We start from the raw sequence: 18,147 nt of genomic DNA on the forward strand, positions 1-18,147 counted from the left end.
GACAGCAAAGAGAAAACCAGCTAAAAAGACAGCTAAATCAAAAAGAAAAACTAGGCGCCGATAGGCTCAAAATTTGCCAAATTATTTAACGAATTTATGTCCAATTTAGTGTGAGTATCCATGAGTAAGCTAGATTCAGTATTTTCCAAGGCATGTAGTGAAATCACGCAAAATCTACTAACAATTAGTGAGCCTAGTAAAAAACAAGTAAAAGAAGAGATTAAGAAAATATGTGCAAAATATTCACTAGAAAGAATTCCAAGAAATCATGAAATACTTTCAATGGCAAAAGAATCAGATTTTGACAAGCTAAGAAAAGTTTTGCTAAAAAAACCTGCAAAGACAGCATCAGGAGTTGCAGTGGTCGCACTAATGCCAAAACCATACGCATGTCCACATGGAAGATGTACGTATTGTCCAGGAGGAATTGAATTTAATTCTCCAAATAGCTATACAGGAAATGAACCATCAACACTAAATGCAATTGAAAATGATTATGATCCAAAATTACAAATCACTACAAAAATTGATAAACTAATTGCATTTGGACATGACCCATCAAAGATGGAAATAGTTATTGTTGGAGGAACGTTTCTCTTTATGCCAAAAGATTACCAAGAGAATTTTATCAAATCATGTTATGATGCACTAAATGGAACAAATTCAAAAGATTTGCAAGAAGCAAAATCAAACAATGAACATGCTTCAATTAGAAATGTAGGGTTTACAATTGAAACAAAACCAGACTTTTGTAAAAAAGAGCATGTCAACTGGATGTTAGATTATGGAGTAACAAGAATAGAGATTGGTGTTCAATCATTACAAGAAAGAGTTTACGATATTGTTAACAGAGGTCATAACTATAATGATGTTCTAGAATCATTTCAAATTTCAAAAGATGCAGGTTACAAAATTGTTGCACATATGATGCCAGGATTACCAACAATGACTCCAAAAGAAGATATTGAAGATTTTAAGAAATTATTTTCAGATTCTAAACTACGCCCAGATATGCTCAAAATATACCCATCATTGGTAATTGAAAATACTCCAATGTATCAAGAATACAAAGATGGAAAATATGCACCATACTCAGATGAGGATATGATTCAAGTGCTAACTGAAGCAAAGAAAAACATTCCAAAATGGGTCAGAATTATGCGTGTTCAAAGAGAAATATCCCCCAATGAGATCATTGCAGGGCCAAAATCAGGTAATCTAAGACAGATTGTACATCAAAACTTAGCAAAACAAGGAATGAGATGTAAATGCATCAGATGTAGAGAAGTAGGATTAAACAAAAAATCAGACCACGAAGATATCAAACTAAACAGAATCAATTATGATTCTTCAGGAGGAAAAGAAGTGTTCTTGTCTTATGAAGACAAAAATGAGTCAATCTATGGATTTTTGAGATTAAGAAAACCAAGTAAAGATGCACATAGAGATGAAGTTGGAAATGACTCTTGTATCGTAAGAGAACTTCACGTTTATGGAAAATCAATAAAGATTGGTGAAAAAGAAGAAAATGAGATACAACATTCAGGATTAGGAAAAAATTTGATGAAAGAAGCAGAGAAAATTTCAAAAGAAGAATTTGATGCAAAGAAATTATTGGTAATCAGTGCAATTGGAACAAGGGAATATTATCAAAAGTTGGGGTATTCGTTATATGGGCCATATATGTCCAAAAAATTGGATTAGTGAGAAGATATGTCAGAACAAGAAATTATTGGTAAAGGAACTTGGATTGACAAGTTAGCTTCAGAATTACTTGAACGTGAAAAATCACTTGGAAGAAATTTAGAACTTCTTAGAGTAGAAAGTGGACTAGGGGCATCAGGAATTCCACATATTGGAAGTTTAGGAGATGCAGTAAGAGCATACGGAGTAAAATTAGCATTAGAGAACTTGGATTACAAATCAGAACTTATTGCTTATTCAGATGATTTAGACGGATTACGAAAAATTCCAGAAGGGATGCAAGAGTTTGGATTAGAAGAACATTTGGCAAAACCAGTATCACTGATTCCAGATCCATATGGATGTCATGATTCATACGGAATGCACATGAGCAGTATTCTTTTAGACGGTCTTGACAAGGTCGGAATAAAATATGAATTTCGAAGAGCAGTTGACACGTACAAACAAGGATTGCTCAAAGATAACATACATACCATTTTACAAAATAGCACAAAGATTGGAGATAAAATATCAGAATTGGTGGGACAAGAAAAATATCAAAAATATCTCCCATATTTTCCAGTTTGTGCAAACTGTAATCGTCTTTACACAGCAGAGGCAACAGAATACATCACAGACGAAAAGAAGGTCAAATACAGATGTCATGATGCAGAAATTGGCTCACAGATGATCAAGGGTTGTGGTCATGAGGGAGAAGCAGACATTGGAAAAGACCTTGGAAAATTAGCATGGAAAGTAGAATTTGCAGCAAGATGGGCAGCATTTGACATTAGATTTGAAGCATATGGAAAAGACATTATGGATTCTGTCAAAGTAAATGATTGGGTAGCAGATGAGATTTTAGATTTCCCACATCCTCACCATGTAAAATATGAAATGTTCTTAGATAAAGGAGGGAAAAAGATTTCAAAATCATTGGGAAATGTACTAACTGCACAAAGATGGTTAGAATTTGGTAGTCCAAAATCAATTCTTTTATTACTTTACAAAAGAATTACTGGTGCACGTGAGCTTGGAGTAGAAGACATACCATCTTTGATGAATGAATATAACGAATTGGAAGACATTAACTTTGGAAGAATTAAAATAGACAATCAAGCAAAACTTGTAAAATCAAAGGGACTGTATGAATATGTTAATCTTCTAAACCCTCCAAAACAAGCAAGTACTCATGTAAACTATAGACTATTAATTGAACTTGCAAAAATATTCAAAGAAAATAGAAATGAAAGAGTGATGAAAAAATTACTTGATTACGGAGTAATAAAAAAGCCAGAACCAGAAATAGAAAAACTTATTGAACTTGCAGGAAATTTTTCAGATGAATTTGACAAACAAGAGAAAACCCAAATCGATTTAGATGAAACAACAAAAAAAGCATTAAAGATTCTGTCAGAGGCACTTGGAGCAGATGAAGAGCCAGAAGATATTCAAAATACAATCTACCAAATTGCAAAATCAAATGATGTACAACCAAAAGATTTCTTCAAGATATTGTATCAAATCATTTTAGGTACATCTAGAGGACCAAAGATCGGACCATTCATTTCAGACATAGGAAGAAAACAAGTAGCAAAAACACTATCAGAGTATACGTAGAAAATGGTCCATTCTGAGCACAACAAATCAAAAAACAGTGGAGGATTTGCATTAATCATTATGGGAGCATTGTTGTTAATTATAGGCCCACAAGAGGCAATTATTCCAAAAAGCATGAGTGTGATAACATGGATTGCAGGTCTACTAATTGGAGGATTTGGATTCTACCTCAAATTCATCAGACATAGAACAAAACAACAATAAAGAAAGATTCATCTTTTAGAGAAAGACGGTGAGAAATGAAATGGGGCTTTTTGGTAAAAAAGAAGACACAGTATCAGAAAATAGTGATGAATATATTCTAAAGGAAGAATTAGAAACAGAAGTTGAAAACCTCCAAAACGAGTTTAGAGCAAAGCAAGATGAACTAAACAATATTCAACAAAAAATTGATTCAGTTAAAGAAGAATATGAAACAGCAGTGAGTAATTTAATGCTAGTAAAAAAAGAACTTAATCAAAAAAGAATGGATCTTGACATCGTTATTAGAGAACACAAAGAAATCAAAGAAAAAATAAAAAATTCAGAACAAACCAAAGATTCAAAATCATTTGAAGAGTTTGGTAAAACAGAAGGAAATCTATCAAAAATAAAAGAAGAGTTAGAAGAAATTACAAAAGAATATGAAGAAACAAAAGAAAAAATTTCAATAGAGCAATCAAAATTATCCCAAATCAGAAAACAACAAGTCGAGGCAGAAAAAGAACTAGATGAAGCAAATTCAAGATTATACAATGCAAAAGAAGAACTAAACAAAAAAGATGAATTTCAAGATACAAGTATTCTTACACCAAAAGAAAAGGAATTCATTCAAGGAGACAACAAAAGTTCTGCAGGAGTGATTGAGGCAGCAAGTGCTGTTGTAGGCTCGTTAAAATCAAAACTAAGTATGACACAAAAGGAGTTAGAAGCAATTCAGTCACTTTTGGAAAAAGAAAGAGAAGCGCATGAAGAGACAAAAAAAGAATTAAACAAACTCAAATCAAAAGATCAAGAATCATAAACTATCAAAATGTTTTTTCCATTTTGATTTAATTTCTTCTTCAGTAATGCCCATATCATACAATGGTGATGTTACTTCAGAAATTTCAGTTACATCAACTAATACAATTGAGTTAATTGTACTCTTGATGCCATTGTCACGATAATGTTTTAAAATGTCATCATAAAGAGGAGTTTTTTCAAGTATTTTAGCAAGGCCTTTGAACAAGAATCCTTTTCGCAATAATGGATCAATTACATTAATTTCCACATTAGGATTGTTCTTCAAATTTTTCATGGTATCTGGAGAACGAATGTCTGCAAATGCCAGTTGATTTTTGGACCACCCAATTATAGTTCCCTTTGGAGAAATGTTTGGGGTTCCATCAGTGGAAACTGTTGCGACATAACCTAACTTTTGTGAATTCAAAAAGTTTTTGATTTTTTCAGTAATTTCAGACAATGTTTTTAGAAATTATTAGGATGTAATTAATTTTTGAGAGTTATCGCATAAATTCTGCAGCTTCGATAGAAAAGAAGAAGAATCCTATTCCTCCCCCAATAATTCCAATCCAAATAGCAATTTGTTTAATTCTAGACATATGAGATGAATTATTCAATCTCATTATTGAATCTAATCAAAATCATTTAGACAATTATAATTAGAATGAATACAGTAGAGCATCATTGGCAAGCATAAAGGATGTGGGCAAATTTTTTGTATTTATCGTTGGAGGCCTAGTAGCCATCATTGTAGGCTCTTTTATGATAAGAGGAACCATGCACATGTGGGACAACCCAGAAGATGCCAATGATGAGAAAAAGGACTAAAAAACAAGTATTCTAAACAAACTATAATTGCTACAAGATTCAACAATAAGAAAATCACTTGATCAATACATAAAAAACAGGATTTTAGAAATTGACTCAGAAATCAAACAGACATTTCCAAACATCAAAAAAATTTGGAAGTGTGAAAATGAAATAGATTTTTTGTACGGGTATTATATTGGGAAAATTGAAGAAGGTGCATTACATTATTTACTAAAAGCAACTCGTGCATCAGCAGGAGGATATGTGGATTCATTTGAGATAAGAGGAATCATTGAAGAGCACAAAAAGGAATTACTCAACACAATAGAATCTGCAATAAATCAGTGAACTAGAAATACTACATCATACATCCAAAATTATGGTAGGCCCACAAGACGGAGGTTTTGGATTTGACCAATCAAAAAAATACACATCTGTTGAAAACATCGAGGAGATTTGTGTTCAGTGTCAAGCAGGTCAACACAAAAACTGTTTGAAAAAAGCAAAGAAACAAGATGAGTGTGAATGCGAACATTGTATGATTTATGGATAAATCAACCAAAAACCAGGAAATTTTTTAATAATATTATGTTTCAGAGTTATTCTTGTCAAATGAGTACACATTTCATTGTAAGTTTTGCGGGAAGGATTTTGGCAGTAGTGTAATTGACCTTGCCACCCATATTGGCAAAGACCATGACGAGTCAAAGTAATTTCTAATTTGAGAAACCAAAATGAAGTGCAATAATAGCGTAGTTGGATGTTACCACGATAATTCAATTCATATGGATGGTAATGGAAAATGTCTAGTTAAAGGCTGTAAATGTGAAAAATATCAATCTTAGAGTGCAGATAATTTGTTTTCAAGTTCTGTGATTTCTTTTTGATAAGAATCAGCAACATTTTTTGCAAATTCTTTGTGTGCAGAAATAATTGCAGTAAGTGCAGCCTTGTATTCAGGATGACCATTCTTTAGAACATCACAAGAATCCAAAGAAGTTACATGTCCGGTAACTGTTGCAATTGCATTTTTTTGATTAAATTTTACAATTCCACCAAAGGCTTCAATCAACATGTAAGCTGATTCTGCTTTGCATTTGTAAGTAACACGACCAGTATCAGTATTGAATAGTTGTGTTACTCCACCAGGTTTTCGTGTAACAGTTACTGTCATGAAAGAATTGAAAACAATGGAGTATTAATTATTTTAGAAATTTTATGCCGCAGGATCTGATTCAGGAGCTGCTGCATCTGCTGCAAGAATTTTATCAATTTCATTGATTGCAATTTTATCTCTTCCTATTAGATCAAACTTTTGCAATATTGTTTCAAACTTTGTTTCTTCTTGAACTTGTTCATTTACGAACCATTCCAAGAATGCATAAGTTGAATGATCTTTTTCCTTGTGGGCAAGTTCTACCATTTTGTGAATTGCTTTAGTAACATCTTGTTCATTTTTTAGTGCAGTTTTAACAAGGCCCTCAAGAGATTTGTAAGTTCCAGAAGGAGCTTTGATTGCAGGAATTGTTGCAGTTGCACCAATATCATTAAGATAATGAATTATTTTGATCATGTGAGTTCTTTCCTCATCAGATTGTGCGTAAAAGTAATCAGCAGCACCTTTGTAGCCTGTTACTTCACACCAAGAAGCCATTGCCAAATAACTGCTTGATGCAAGTCCTTCCAAGGCAATTTGATCATTTAGTGCTTTTTTCATTTTAGTGGAAATTCTCATAAAAATAGGAATTTTTTTATTAAATTTAAAGGATTATGAAACGAATTTCATCACTAGGAAGAATATTGCAAAGCCACTAAGGAAGATTATTCCTGCAAAACTCAAAATCTTCAATATTGCGGAAGGTTGAGATTCTTTGTTTAGGAATTTACCAGTAACCAATCTAAAATTAAAGACTGCAATTATTGGAGCAATAACAAATGACAAAACAGTTGCAAAGTCAACTAGTTCCTTGAGATTATTTCCAAATTGAAATATCACAGTAAGAGAACCTACAGAAATTACCAGTAAGAAAAGGACATACAAAACTCTGAATTTTGTGCGTATTTTCTCTTCTTTTTTGGTAAAAATCAACTCTATTGTTCTTTGGAGCGAACGAGAATAGCCATCAAGAACGGCAATTATTGTTCCAAACATCACAGTGAAAGCTGAAGCTGCAATTATGATGTAGCTCCAATCACCAATGGTATTAGTATACAAAGAAACAATCTCATTTGCAAATAATGCATTATTATTTGGCAGTTCATCGCCAGAACCATAAAAGATGAAGGCTCCTAATGTGACAAACATGATTGCCAAAATACCTGTAACCAGATATGCTAGTCTAAATTCAAACAGAGTCTCTTTGAGTTTTGGTTTGTAGTCTGTTTGCTTCATTCTCTCCAATGTCCACAAGCTATTCCAACTAGAAAGATCAACTGCGGTAGGCATCCACCCCATTAGTGCAAGTAAAAAAAATATTCCAGATACATCCCAAAGATCTTTTGGTTCAAATCCTGCAATAGGTTCTATTGGACCATTATACAATGTCAACAAAAACGCAGAAACTGTAGACACTAACAAAACAATTGCAATAATCTTAATCAGACTATCAAGAACTTGGTACTTTCCAATTGCTAGAATTCCAACACATACTGCAAACAAAATGATTATTGTCCATTCCCCAAGAAAATCTAATCCAAATAAATTTTCAAAAAATCCTGCAGTAACAAATCCAACTGCACCAGTAACAAAAAACATTGATGCAATAGTAATTAGAAAATACAACCATAATGCAGGAGTTCCTAGTTTCTTGTATCCATCAATAATACTGGTTTGAGTAGAGTTTGCATATCGCGAACCATATTCAAAAAATGGATATTTCAACAAAGTAACCACAATAACAAAACCCAAAATCAGCAAACCATAATCTGCGCCTGCTCTAGTTGACTGTACAAGATGAGACACTCCTATGGCAGTACAAGCAAATAAGATTCCAGGACCAGCTGTTTTAGAAAAATGAGAGAGTTTTGAATCCATTATTCTATAATGTGTTGATATTCCAAGTGTTGTCAACCCAAACTCCGATAACTTTAGCACCAGTGTTCCAAGATGAAATTACTTCAACGCCTTTTTTGATTTGGGTTTTATGTTCTTCATCTGAAACTGGATTACCAGCACAGTCATAGTGACCTGACACTACAATTAGTTCGGATTTGTGTGCATTAATTGAAATTCCAACTTTGGTCTTAATTGATTCAAGATCAGAATTGTCTGCAACTTTTTTGTCAACACCTGGTTCTGTGATTGCATCCACATAATCAACAGAGTAGTTCTCTTTGATCCATTTTGCAAGGGGTAGTTGTATTCTACCATCCATACAAGTTACAGATGTTGCAAATTTTCCTTCTGCCATGATTTGTCAAGATTGTAGGAGAATAAAATTATTTTCCATGTAAAAAGCACTCAGACGTATGATCATTGACCATTCCTATTGCCTGCATTAATGCATAACATATTGTGGGCCCTACAAAATTAAATCCACGTTTTTTGAGGTCTTTGCTTAGTTTTTCAGATATTTCAGTAGATGCAGGCAAATCAGAGGGTTTTTTGAATTTGTTTTTGATAGGTTTACCATTTACAAAACTCCACAAGTACTTGTCAAAAGAACCAAACTCTTCTTGGATTTTGAGGAATTGTTTTGCATTATTAATTGCAGAGTTGATTTTGAGTTTATTTCGAATAATTGATTCATCTTGGAATAATTTTGAGACTTGTTTTTGAGAATATTTTGAGACTTTGAGGGCATCAAAGTTAGAAAATGCCTTTTTGTAGCCATCTCTACGCTTGAGAATAGTCAGCCATGAAAGACCAGCCTGAGCACCCTCCAATATTAGAAATTCAAATAATTTTTGATCGTCATGTTGTGGTCTCCCCCATTCTTTGTCATGATAAGTAATGTTTGGTTCTTCAGTGGCCCACTGACATCTTTTCATATTTTTTACAGACTCTAACAAAATATTAGTTATCAAATTTTTAAAAGTTCATGAAATTAAATCAGCAATTATTAAGAATCAACAGGAATTTTCTGATTTGTTTTATAATTTCAGCATCACTTTCAGCAGCATTTGCACAGATGTTAATAGATTATGACAGTTTTCTTACTACAACATTTACCATAATTTTTGGATATTTGGTATATTTTGGAATTTTTGCAATGTTGTTCTATTGGGATAACAAAGAGCGCTACAAATCGATGAAAAAAGAGTTAATCAAAAAAGAACTACTTGCACTAATTTCATCATTTGGGGTAGGAGAGATTGTTTATCTTGGAATAAGATGGCCAACGTTTTATTATTTCTTGGAAATTGGAATAGAGCCATTCTTGGCATCACTAATTTCAGAAGTAATTGCTACTGCATGCTACATGGCATCAGTTACATTGTTTCTTAGAAAAACAAAAACGTATTAGTTACTTTGCTAGTTGATTTACTAAATCAGTGGAAGTTATTATTCCAGTAATAGTGCCATTATCAGAGACGGCAAGCTTTCTTATTTTTTTAGTTGCCATTGTTTCTGCAGCTACCGAAATTGGTTCGTCCTGATTAATTGTAATTAGTGGGGAGGACATTATTTTTTTAACAGGAGTATCAAATGGAAGATTGTTTGCAGCAATCTTGGTAGCATAGTCTCTATCAGTAACAATACCCACGAGATCGTCACCATCTTTTACAATAACTGCACCTATTCCACCTTGTTCCATCATTTTTGCCACTTGTAATGTAGTAGTATTAGGATTAACAGTGATTAGTGTGCGTGTCATGATATCTTGCACTTTGAGTGATGATTGATTGAAATCTTCCCGACTCATCATAAACGTAGAATGTTATAATATTTAAGAAATTCACACCATACGAATTCTAAAAAAAGATAATAGCAGAATTTTATATTTGTAATTCAAAGAAATTGTATTCTAATGCAATTATAATGTAAGAATTATTCAAATTGAGAAACCCATTCTAAAAACAGTATTGTGATTAAGAATCCTGTACCCATAGTAATTCCACATGCAATCAAAAATTTAGTTTTCATTTGTTATTTCATTTACAACTCTGAACAAGTTAATTGGATTGTCATAGTAATTCATGGCTAATTGAGGCGAGAATCTTATTTAAGAACTGATAGAAAAACGGACCCGACCGGATTCGAACCGGCGACCTAACGCTCCGCAAGCGTTCGCACTATCCAAGCTATGCAACGAGTCCGAAAACTTTGGTGAATCTACGCTTAATTTGGATTACGATTACAAAGATTCTGCAAAAATGTATGGAGTTTCATCAGTTTCATGAAATGTCCAAACCGTCGGTAAAGAAATTGTTTGTATTTTTTGAAGTTTATTTTCTTCAATTAGAGTCCCCCAACCAGCCTCATTTTTTGGATCTGGTGCATATTTTTGAGAATAACTACCTGCAAAAACCCAACCAGTTTTATTCCAAACATCATGGGAGTGAATTTTCTCAATTACACCAGTTGCTAATGCAACACCTCCCATTTGAGCAAGTCCTCCAATGAAAAATACAGGATTATTCAGATTCAATGAGGAGTAATCAAATGTTTTTGCATTAGAACAAAACGGATGAAAATCAAGTGTAGTAATAAGTATCTTTTGAAGTTCTACTAGTTGTTCATCAAGTTCTACACTATATGCTTCCAGATCCAAAACTTTAGCACAAAAAGCAATTCTACCATCACCTGAGCCAATATCAATTACTTCAGAATACCCAAGTTCTTTGGTCATTAATGTTGCAACATATGCAGATATTATCCAAGTTGGAGAAAATGGTGCATTACTAGAGCCATATTGAATGCTGTTTAACCAGTACTTGTTAATGTCACCTTCATAGACAATACATTTTGTATTATCAATGGTTTGTTCATAAGAGTTGTAATAGATAGGATTCTTTGTGGCAAACTGATGTAATAACTCTAGATCTTGTTGTTTAATTTGAAATGATTCAGAAGTAGAAATCGGAATTACTTCTTGCATCTGACTTTTTCCATTATAGTTTTTTGCAAATTCTTTTTTTAATGAAACAAGATTTTTTGCAAGTTGTTCAATCATGCTAATCCTTTTTCATATTGTTCAACAAACTCTTTGGTACTCATTTTCTTTCTTAGTTCTTCAAACATTTGAGATTCATTTTCAATTTGTTCCTTGGTTTTTTCACCAGAACTTGACTGTAATGTCTTAGTCATTTCTTGAATAGAGTTTGAAAGATTTTCTAAAATTTTTGGGTGAGTTTCCGTGTTAAATTTTCCTAAAATGAGTTGTTCGGTTTTGTTAATTTTTTCTAGTAGGATTTTGTGATCACTAGAATCTAATTGTTGTTTGAGCATAGAAATCATTGATGTAACATTCATGACTTGATAATATGTCTCTACAATTTCAGAAATATCCATATTTTCGGATGTTTTTGAGAGAAAATTTTCAAGTTTTTGTGATTCTGTATCAAACATGGATGAGATTTCATCTGCAGAACTCATAATAGAAAAATTATTTCAAATTTTTAAAAATGTTGGGATTATGCTTCTTGTTCTGCTTGTTTGACGAAAACATAATTCATTATCAAACCAGCAATGATACCACCCAAGATTGGTGCTGCCCAATACAACCAATGGAATTCCCAGAATCCAGAGATAAGTGCAGGACCAAATGTTCTTGCAGGGTTTACTGATGCACCAGTTAATGGAACTGCAATCAAGTGAATCAAAAAGACCATACCACCGATTGTAAATCCATGCCATCCAGGAGATGCTTTCTTGTGAACTGCACTCATGAAGATTACTGTAACTAAGAAGAATGTCAAAATTGCTTCAATTGCAAATCCTGAACCAATGCTGTTATTGATTAAGTCACTTGGTCCACCTTGAGTTGCAAAGTTTACTTTGGCACCAAGTTCTGGCAAAATTGCTTTAAGTGTTGCAGCAGCTGCAACTGCACCAATTAATTGTGAAATAATATAACCAATTCCATCTGCAATCCCAATCTTTCTTGTAATCATCATAGGAATTGTAACTGCAGGATTAATGTGAGCACCAGACACATGACCAAATGCATAGATCATTAAAGCGATGGCACCACCGTGTCCAAGAGAAATGAATAGAACAGACATTGTTGTTAGTTCTTCTCCAAATGATGCAATTGCCAAAATTACTGAAAGAGGACCGAAAAATACCAATCCATATGTGGAAATTGCTTCAGCAAGGTATGCTCTTGGATTAACCATTAAGCAAAAGCCACGTCAATTTCCATATAAAAGATTCGGACTAGAATTATGATCAAGTGAGATCAAAAAGTAATTAATTACAGGCACACTCATTTTGTATATATGGTTTCAGAGGGGGATTCAGTTCCAAAATTTGAGATAAATGATGCAAACGGCAACAAAGTAAAATCTTCTGATTTCAAGGGGAAAAAACATGCCATCTATTTTTACCCAAAAGATTTCACTCCAGGATGTACCACAGAAGCAGATGAATTCTCAAAAGACTATAAAAAATTTCAAAAAGAAGGAATCGAGATTATTGGAATTAGTCCCGATGATGTAGAGTCACATAAAAAATTCTGTGAAAAGATGAAAATCAAGTACCCACTCTTAGCAGATATAGATAAAGAAGTCTCAAAGATGTTTGGGGTTTGGGGAAAGAAAAAATTCATGGGTAGAGAATACATGGGAGTTATGAGAAGTACTTTTCTTGTTAATGAAAAAGGAGAGATTTTCAAAATATATCCAAAAGTAAAACCTGCTGGACATTCAAAACAAGTGTTTGAGGATTTTAAAAATTTAGAATAAAAGAAAGTAAAAAGGTGAAAGGTTAGAAACCTTTTGGAAGTGTACCTTTTGGTTTTGGTGGTTCTGGTTCTGGTTCCGATGCGGATTCAAAACCTTTTGGTAAGCTACCCCGTGTTTGTTTAGCTCTTGATTCCACTTCGGCTTGAAGTGCTTCTTGATAAGCTTGTTCACGTTCTGCTCTTTCTTGTTCAATTCGTTGCAAGTAATCTTTTTCGTAGTCTTCTAGTTGTTCTTTTCTTGATTTTCCATCTCCACTACTTGCATTAGTTTGAGGTGCATCACCCATTCCTTTTGGAAGTGTACCAGATGGTTTTGGTGGTTCTGGTTGTGGAGGTGGAGGTGCTTGTTGTGTTTGTGCTTTTATTTCAACGCCTTCAAAACTCATGTTTACCCCACTAAAGGCTCCAAATGTTTTGTCAGGTGGATGATATGCCAATCTTGCTCTTGTTGCAAAGTATTGATTTGATGGTTGTGTGTAACCAGTAACCTTTGCTTTTTGGTCATTCCAATTTGTTGTTGGAACTTTACCAACAGGAGCAGTCAATCTAACAAAGTATCTGTTAGGAGCTGGAGAATAACCTGTTACTTTTGCTCGGTACTGATGGAAATCAGTCATTGGAGCATCATAGTATGCGGCTTCTAAAGCTTCTTTTGGAGTTGCTGGAGGTTGTGCTGTTGTTTCAGCTGGTTTTGGAGCTTCCTGAGGTTTAGGAGTTTCTGCTGGTTTTTCACCCGAACCTTTTGGCAATGTTGGTTTTGGTTTGGCTGTTTCAGCAGGTTTTGTTTCAGCTGGTTTCACTTCAGCTGGTTTTGTCTCAGCAGGTTTAGTTTCTGCTGGTTTTACCTCAGCTGGTTTCACTTCAGCTGGTTTAGCATTAATCTCAGAGGATAGTTTTGAGAGTTTTGCTTCGAGTTCTGCGATCTTCTCTTCAAGATCTTTTTTTGTACTTGCTTTTCGTTTTGCTGCCATTTCTTACAATAGATAGAGCATTGTTTATTTACATTTTGTTCGACAGTCATTCTTTGATGAAAAAAATTCGTAAAATTAATCGATAATATGTAAAAATTATAATTTCAAATAAAACAATTCAGAGTCTAGTCAGGTTCCCAAAATTGCATCACATACATGCAGTTGTTACATCTCCAAATTCTAACATGAGTTCCGTTTTCAGTGTCAGCAGCATATTGCCCACTATCTAATTTGATCACTCTAGGAAGATAACTTAGTTCTTGATTTTCAAGCCATTCATTTTGTTGACAATTTGGACATAAAATTTTTGGAGGCATGTAAAGTGTAGAATGTGATCAAAGAAAAATATTATTATTAAAAATAGAAAATAAAAGATGTTTTTGAATTAGAATCCTTTTGGAAGTGTACCTTTTGGTTTTGGTGGTTCTGGTGTTGGTGCTTGTTGTGCTTGTGCTGCAACGCCTTCAAAACTCATGTTTACCCCACTAAAACTACCAAATGTTTTGTCAGGTGGATGATATGCCAATCTTGCTCTTGTTGCAAAGTATTGATTTGATGGTTGTGTGTAACCAGTAACCTTTGCTTTTTGGTCATTCCAATTTGTTGTTGGAACTTTACCAACAGGAGCAGTCAATCTAACAAAGTATCTGTTAGGAGCTGGAGAATAACCTGTTACTTTTGCTCTGTACTGATGGAAATCAGTCATTGGAGCATCATAGTATGCGGCTTCTAAAGCATCTTGTACTGTTGTTGGAGGTTGTGCTGTTGTTTCAGCTGGTTTTGGAGCTTCCTGAGGTTTAGGAGTTTCTGCTGGTTTTTCACCCGAACCTTTTGGTAATGTTGGTTTTGGTTTGGCTGTTTCAGCAGGTTTTGTCTCAGCTGGTTTCACTTCAGCTGGTTTTGTCTCAGCAGGTTTAGTTTCTGCTGGTTTGACCTCAGCTGGTTTCACTTCAGCTGGTTTTGTCTCAGCAGGTTTAGTTTCTGCTGGTTTTGAAAGCTGAGATGAAAGTGAGTTTAGCTTTGCTTCTAATTCGGCAATCTTGTCTTCAAGATCTTTTTTAGTTTGCTTTTTAGCAGCTGCCATTAAACTGGATGGATAATCCGGGGTTTATGAGCATTTGGGTTATTACCATAGACAAGTTTGATCAAGTTTTATAAGCACAAATCACTAACTGTTTTTATGGACGACTTTGAGAAAGAATTTCCAGAATTTGACTGGAAAAACACACCTGCATACAAACACCCAGGTGGAAAAGACTGCCCATGCCCAAAACACGAGTACATTAGAGAACAGATCAATTTCACAAAGCAGGTTAACGAGAAGGGTAAGGAGCCTGCCAAAGTCACACTCAAGTTTTGTCCCGATCACTACAGAGTATACATGGATGAGGTGATTCCAGCAATGCCATTAAAGTACAAAATTCTTACAAAAATCGCACTAAAGCTTGGTGCAATCCAAGTTGAGCAATTAAAGTACATGGAATCAGAATTATGTTTCTACTGTAAATTCGGCTCTGGTGGACATGATAAAAAAACAGAACTTCCACCAATGTAAATTTAGATTTTTCAAGTGTAAGTTCATCAAACAAATCTAGTTAAGCTTATACTTGAACCAGATTCAGAATTAATGTGCCAATAGAAGACATTCATGAGTTCATTTCAGAACTTGAAAAAAATGGAGAGTTGAAGAGAGTCAAAACACAAGTAGACTCGAATTTAGAGATTGCAGAAATTATGAGAAGAGAAATGTATTCAGATGGACCTGCAATTCTTTTTGAAAATGTAAAAGATTACGACATGCCAGTTCTAGGAAATGCATTTGGTTCTATGAAAAGATTAGAGATAGGACTTGAGATGACAGACTTTACTGAAATTGGTCAACGTATTGCAGATATGACAAAGATGGATGTTCCATCAGGATTACTAAACAAAATAAAAAAACTTCCAGAACTCTCAAAGATGACAGCATCATTTCCAAAATCAGAAGTTAGTGGACCAGTTACTGAAATCACATCAACTGATGCATCATTTGAGGATTTACCAATTTTAAAATCATGGCCAAACGATGCAGGACGATTTATCACATTAGGTTTAGTTGCAACAAAACATCCAGAAACAGGAGTTAGAAATCTCGGAGTATACAGAATGCAGATTGTAGATAAAACACATGCATTAATGCACTGGCAAAAACACAAGAGGGGTGCACATCATGGAGACATTTCAAAAGAAAAAGGAGAAAAAATTCCAACTGCAATAATCATCGGAGGAGACCCTGCAACAGTGTTTTCATCAATTGCCCCAGTTCCAGAAGGACTTGACAAATACTTGTTTGCAGGAATCACAAGAAAAGAAGGTATCAAAACGGTGAAATGTAAAACAATTGATTTGGATGTTCCAGCAAATGCAGAAATTGTTTTAGAAGGATATGTAGACCCAGCAGACATTAGAGATGAAGGTCCATTTGGAGATCATACAGGATATTATACTCCAGTAGAACCATACCCAACTTTTACGTTAACAGGAATAATGAGAAGAAAAAATCCAATTTATGTTACAACAGTAGTTGGTAAACCAATACTTGAGGATGCATACATTGGAAAAGTAATTGAGCGTTCATTTTTACCACTAATTCAGATGTTCCATCCAGAGGTAGTGGATTTCAGTATGCCAGCTGCTGGGTGGTTCCAAGGATTTGCAATAATTTCAATCAAAAAGAGATACCCAGGTCAAGCAAAAAAAGTCATGATGGGATTATGGGGAATGGGGCAGTTATCACTAACAAAGATGTTTGTGGTAGTAGATGAGGACATCAATGTTCATGATATCAATGATGTGATTTGGGCAATTACAACAAGAGTTGATGCAGCAAGGGACACAACAATAATCAATAATGCTCCAACAGATACACTGGACCCAGCATCACCACTTGTTAATTTAGGTTCCAAGATGGGAATTGATGCAACACAGAAAACAAAAGAGGAAGGATATGAAAGAGAAATTCAACAACAAGTAAAAGTTGATGAAGAAACAAAGAACTTGGTTGATTCTAAATGGTCAGATTATGGGCTATGATACAGAGACAGGATTATAGAAATTATCTCTCTCTTCAACTGAATATCCAATTTGATGAATTGCATCTATGATTATCTTATCAGTAAGTTCAGTTGAGCGTGCACCAGTACAAGAAACTACTTCTTCTCCAATCAAGGTTCCACCAAAGTCATCAGCACCATACTGCAAAGCTAGTTGTGCCATACCAACACCATTTGTCAACCAAGAGGATTGGATATGAGGAATAAGTCCATCAAAGATTAATCTAGAGATTGCAATCATTTTCAAAAGTTGAATGCCACCAGTCCCATATTCAACTAGGCCTTCTTCATGCATCAAAGTATTGTTTGGCTCAAAGTTCCATGGAATAAATGCCATGAATCCTTTAGTTTTTTCTTGTAATTTTACAAGTTTGTAAAAGTGTTCAACAACGTCATTTTTGTTTTCCACATGACCATACATCATTGTTGCAGAAGATGGAATTCCAAGAGAATGAGCTTCATCCATAATTCTAATCCAATCATCACTGGAGATTTTCTTTGGACTGATAATCTCTTTAACTGAATCAGTCAAAATTTCAGCTCCAGCACCAGGCATTGATTGCAAGCCAGCATCTTTGAGTCTTGACAAAATTTCCTTTGTTGATGATTTTTCAACTCTTGCAATCATATCGATTTCTGATGTTGATAATCCATGAACTCCAACATCAGGGAATTTTTCTCTAATCATTCTAAACGCATCTTCATAATATTCAATTTTCAAATTTGGATTATGACCGCCTTGAATCAAAACTTGACGGATCTTAAACATGTCCCATGCAGTTTTGACTCGGGATTCAATTTGATCCAAAGTTAATGTGTAAGAATCATCAGCACCGGGAGATCTGTAAAACGCACAAAACTTGCAGTCAGTAATACAAACATTAGTGTAATTCAAAATAATGTTATTTACAAAAGAGGCTTTTTTTCCAAATTGTTTTCTTGTTAAATGGCCAGATACTAGTCCCATCAAATGAACATCATCAGATTCCAATAATCTCATACAATCTTCAGGTCCAGGCCTTTTTCCATTAAGAGAATTTTCTAGAATATCTTTAATGTCACTTTTTTGTAGTTGTTCAGTTGTCTGACTCAATTGCCTTTCATCCTTTGGAATTTCTATTTAATCCTTGATAGAAAAAA

General features: G+C 34.2%; 25 protein-coding genes and 1 tRNA gene. 11 read left to right on the forward strand and 15 right to left on the reverse strand.

What is annotated here, in order from left to right:
- Positions 1 to 120 precede the first annotated feature (120 nt).
- From ACX12B_RS06855 to ACX12B_RS06870, 4 genes are read left to right on the forward strand one after another with little or no spacing between them, the layout of a single operon-like run.
- Positions 121 to 1,704, forward strand: coding sequence for an elongator complex protein 3 (locus ACX12B_RS06855; protein ID WP_459353292.1), 1,584 nt, complete (start codon positions 121 to 123; stop codon positions 1,702 to 1,704).
- Positions 1,705 to 1,713: 9 nt separating this feature from the next.
- Positions 1,714 to 3,303: a lysine--tRNA ligase gene (gene lysS / locus ACX12B_RS06860; protein WP_459353293.1), complete on the forward strand. Its 1,590-nt coding sequence runs from the start codon at positions 1,714 to 1,716 to the stop codon at positions 3,301 to 3,303.
- 3 nt (positions 3,304 to 3,306) lie between these two features.
- Positions 3,307 to 3,507, forward strand: coding sequence for a hypothetical protein (locus ACX12B_RS06865; protein ID WP_459353294.1), 201 nt, complete (start codon positions 3,307 to 3,309; stop codon positions 3,505 to 3,507).
- A 40-nt stretch (positions 3,508 to 3,547) separates the two neighbouring features.
- Positions 3,548 to 4,306, forward strand: coding sequence for a DNA repair protein (locus ACX12B_RS06870; RefSeq protein WP_459353295.1), 759 nt, complete (start codon positions 3,548 to 3,550; stop codon positions 4,304 to 4,306).
- On the opposite strand, the gene ACX12B_RS06875 is transcribed toward ACX12B_RS06870, so the two are convergent.
- A complete protein-coding gene (locus tag ACX12B_RS06875) occupies positions 4,301 to 4,747 on the reverse strand; it encodes a pyridoxamine 5'-phosphate oxidase family protein (RefSeq protein ID WP_459353296.1) in 447 nt (148 codons plus the stop codon). The two genes, ACX12B_RS06870 and ACX12B_RS06875, sit on opposite strands and share 6 nt — an antisense overlap.
- A 224-nt stretch (positions 4,748 to 4,971) precedes the next feature.
- Here ACX12B_RS06875 and ACX12B_RS06880 point away from each other — a divergent pair, with 224 nt between their 5' ends.
- The 3 genes from ACX12B_RS06880 to ACX12B_RS06890 are packed head-to-tail and all read left to right on the forward strand — an operon-like array spanning position 4,972 to position 5,650.
- Positions 4,972 to 5,115 (forward strand): hypothetical protein, encoded by a 144-nt coding sequence (locus tag ACX12B_RS06880; RefSeq protein ID WP_187146557.1) that lies wholly within the window; start codon positions 4,972 to 4,974, stop codon positions 5,113 to 5,115.
- A 27-nt stretch (positions 5,116 to 5,142) separates the two neighbouring features.
- The gene (locus tag ACX12B_RS06885; RefSeq protein ID WP_459353297.1) at positions 5,143 to 5,445 is read left to right on the forward strand and encodes a hypothetical protein; all 303 of its coding nucleotides are present in this window, start codon (positions 5,143 to 5,145) and stop codon (positions 5,443 to 5,445) included.
- A 31-nt stretch (positions 5,446 to 5,476) separates the two neighbouring features.
- On the forward strand, positions 5,477 to 5,650 hold the full coding sequence (locus ACX12B_RS06890) for a hypothetical protein (protein ID WP_459353298.1): 174 nt from the start codon (positions 5,477 to 5,479) through the stop codon (positions 5,648 to 5,650).
- Positions 5,651 to 5,938: 288 nt separating this feature from the next.
- On the opposite strand, the gene ACX12B_RS06895 is transcribed toward ACX12B_RS06890, so the two are convergent.
- Genes ACX12B_RS06895 through ACX12B_RS06915 form a run of 5 tightly spaced genes read right to left on the reverse strand, consistent with a single transcriptional unit; the run spans position 5,939 to position 9,087 of the window.
- Positions 5,939 to 6,271, reverse strand: a complete 333-nt coding sequence (locus tag ACX12B_RS06895) for a hypothetical protein (protein WP_459353299.1) — start codon at positions 6,269 to 6,271, stop codon at positions 5,939 to 5,941.
- A 42-nt stretch (positions 6,272 to 6,313) separates the two neighbouring features.
- Positions 6,314 to 6,832 (reverse strand): ferritin, encoded by a 519-nt coding sequence (locus tag ACX12B_RS06900; protein WP_459353300.1) that lies wholly within the window; start codon positions 6,830 to 6,832, stop codon positions 6,314 to 6,316.
- 33 nt (positions 6,833 to 6,865) lie between these two features.
- Positions 6,866 to 8,167 carry an NRAMP family divalent metal transporter gene (locus ACX12B_RS06905; RefSeq protein WP_459353301.1) on the reverse strand — a complete coding sequence of 434 codons (1,302 nt, stop codon included), beginning with the start codon at positions 8,165 to 8,167 and terminating at the stop codon, positions 6,866 to 6,868.
- Positions 8,136 to 8,507 carry a carbonic anhydrase gene (locus ACX12B_RS06910; protein ID WP_459353302.1) on the reverse strand — a complete coding sequence of 124 codons (372 nt, stop codon included), beginning with the start codon at positions 8,505 to 8,507 and terminating at the stop codon, positions 8,136 to 8,138. The genes ACX12B_RS06905 and ACX12B_RS06910 overlap by 32 nt, the downstream gene beginning before the upstream one ends.
- A gap of 28 nt (positions 8,508 to 8,535) precedes the next feature.
- Positions 8,536 to 9,087 carry a DNA-3-methyladenine glycosylase I gene (locus ACX12B_RS06915; RefSeq protein WP_459353358.1) on the reverse strand — a complete coding sequence of 184 codons (552 nt, stop codon included), beginning with the start codon at positions 9,085 to 9,087 and terminating at the stop codon, positions 8,536 to 8,538.
- Positions 9,088 to 9,137: 50 nt separating this feature from the next.
- Here ACX12B_RS06915 and ACX12B_RS06920 point away from each other — a divergent pair, with 50 nt between their 5' ends.
- A complete protein-coding gene (locus ACX12B_RS06920; RefSeq protein ID WP_459353303.1) occupies positions 9,138 to 9,563 on the forward strand; it encodes a hypothetical protein in 426 nt (141 codons plus the stop codon).
- Here the strand turns inward: ACX12B_RS06920 and ACX12B_RS06925 are convergent, their stop codons facing one another.
- The 5 genes from ACX12B_RS06925 to ACX12B_RS06945 form a co-directional block, all read right to left on the reverse strand.
- The gene (locus ACX12B_RS06925; protein ID WP_459353304.1) at positions 9,564 to 9,962 is read right to left on the reverse strand and encodes a CBS domain-containing protein; all 399 of its coding nucleotides are present in this window, start codon (positions 9,960 to 9,962) and stop codon (positions 9,564 to 9,566) included. It lies immediately after the preceding gene.
- A 319-nt stretch (positions 9,963 to 10,281) separates the two neighbouring features.
- Positions 10,282 to 10,356, reverse strand: a tRNA-Arg gene (locus ACX12B_RS06930).
- Positions 10,357 to 10,394: 38 nt separating this feature from the next.
- Positions 10,395 to 11,213, reverse strand: coding sequence for a hypothetical protein (locus ACX12B_RS06935; protein ID WP_459353305.1), 819 nt, complete (start codon positions 11,211 to 11,213; stop codon positions 10,395 to 10,397).
- Positions 11,210 to 11,635, reverse strand: a complete 426-nt coding sequence (locus ACX12B_RS06940) for a hypothetical protein (protein ID WP_459353306.1) — start codon at positions 11,633 to 11,635, stop codon at positions 11,210 to 11,212. The genes ACX12B_RS06935 and ACX12B_RS06940 overlap by 4 nt, the downstream gene beginning before the upstream one ends.
- A gap of 38 nt (positions 11,636 to 11,673) precedes the next feature.
- Complete coding sequence (locus ACX12B_RS06945; RefSeq protein ID WP_014962863.1) at positions 11,674 to 12,378, reverse strand: MIP/aquaporin family protein; 705 nt, start codon at positions 12,376 to 12,378, stop codon at positions 11,674 to 11,676.
- Positions 12,379 to 12,480: 102 nt separating this feature from the next.
- On the opposite strand from ACX12B_RS06945, the gene bcp reads away from it, so the two are divergent.
- Complete coding sequence (bcp, locus tag ACX12B_RS06950; RefSeq protein WP_459353307.1) at positions 12,481 to 12,945, forward strand: thioredoxin-dependent thiol peroxidase; 465 nt, start codon at positions 12,481 to 12,483, stop codon at positions 12,943 to 12,945.
- A 22-nt stretch (positions 12,946 to 12,967) separates the two neighbouring features.
- Here the strand turns inward: bcp and ACX12B_RS06955 are convergent, their stop codons facing one another.
- From ACX12B_RS06955 to ACX12B_RS06965, 3 genes are all read right to left on the reverse strand, one after another.
- Positions 12,968 to 13,915, reverse strand: a complete 948-nt coding sequence (locus ACX12B_RS06955; protein WP_459353308.1) for a trans-sialidase — start codon at positions 13,913 to 13,915, stop codon at positions 12,968 to 12,970.
- Between the two features lie 125 nt (positions 13,916 to 14,040).
- Positions 14,041 to 14,232, reverse strand: coding sequence for a hypothetical protein (locus ACX12B_RS06960; RefSeq protein WP_459353309.1), 192 nt, complete (start codon positions 14,230 to 14,232; stop codon positions 14,041 to 14,043).
- Between the two features lie 68 nt (positions 14,233 to 14,300).
- Positions 14,301 to 14,999, reverse strand: a complete 699-nt coding sequence (locus ACX12B_RS06965; protein ID WP_459353310.1) for a trans-sialidase — start codon at positions 14,997 to 14,999, stop codon at positions 14,301 to 14,303.
- Positions 15,000 to 15,095: 96 nt separating this feature from the next.
- Here ACX12B_RS06965 and ACX12B_RS06970 point away from each other — a divergent pair, with 96 nt between their 5' ends.
- Entirely contained in the window at positions 15,096 to 15,470 is a 375-nt protein-coding gene (locus tag ACX12B_RS06970) for a hypothetical protein (RefSeq protein ID WP_014962859.1), read from the forward strand.
- A 74-nt stretch (positions 15,471 to 15,544) separates the two neighbouring features.
- On the forward strand, positions 15,545 to 16,987 hold the full coding sequence (locus ACX12B_RS06975) for a menaquinone biosynthesis decarboxylase (protein ID WP_459353311.1): 1,443 nt from the start codon (positions 15,545 to 15,547) through the stop codon (positions 16,985 to 16,987).
- On the opposite strand, the gene mqnC is transcribed toward ACX12B_RS06975, so the two are convergent.
- The gene (gene mqnC, locus ACX12B_RS06980) at positions 16,982 to 18,100 is read right to left on the reverse strand and encodes a cyclic dehypoxanthinyl futalosine synthase (RefSeq protein ID WP_459353312.1); all 1,119 of its coding nucleotides are present in this window, start codon (positions 18,098 to 18,100) and stop codon (positions 16,982 to 16,984) included. The genes ACX12B_RS06975 and mqnC overlap by 6 nt on opposite strands.
- Positions 18,101 to 18,147: the final 47 nt, after the last annotated feature.

Source organism: Nitrosopumilus sp. S6, from assembly GCF_054515815.1.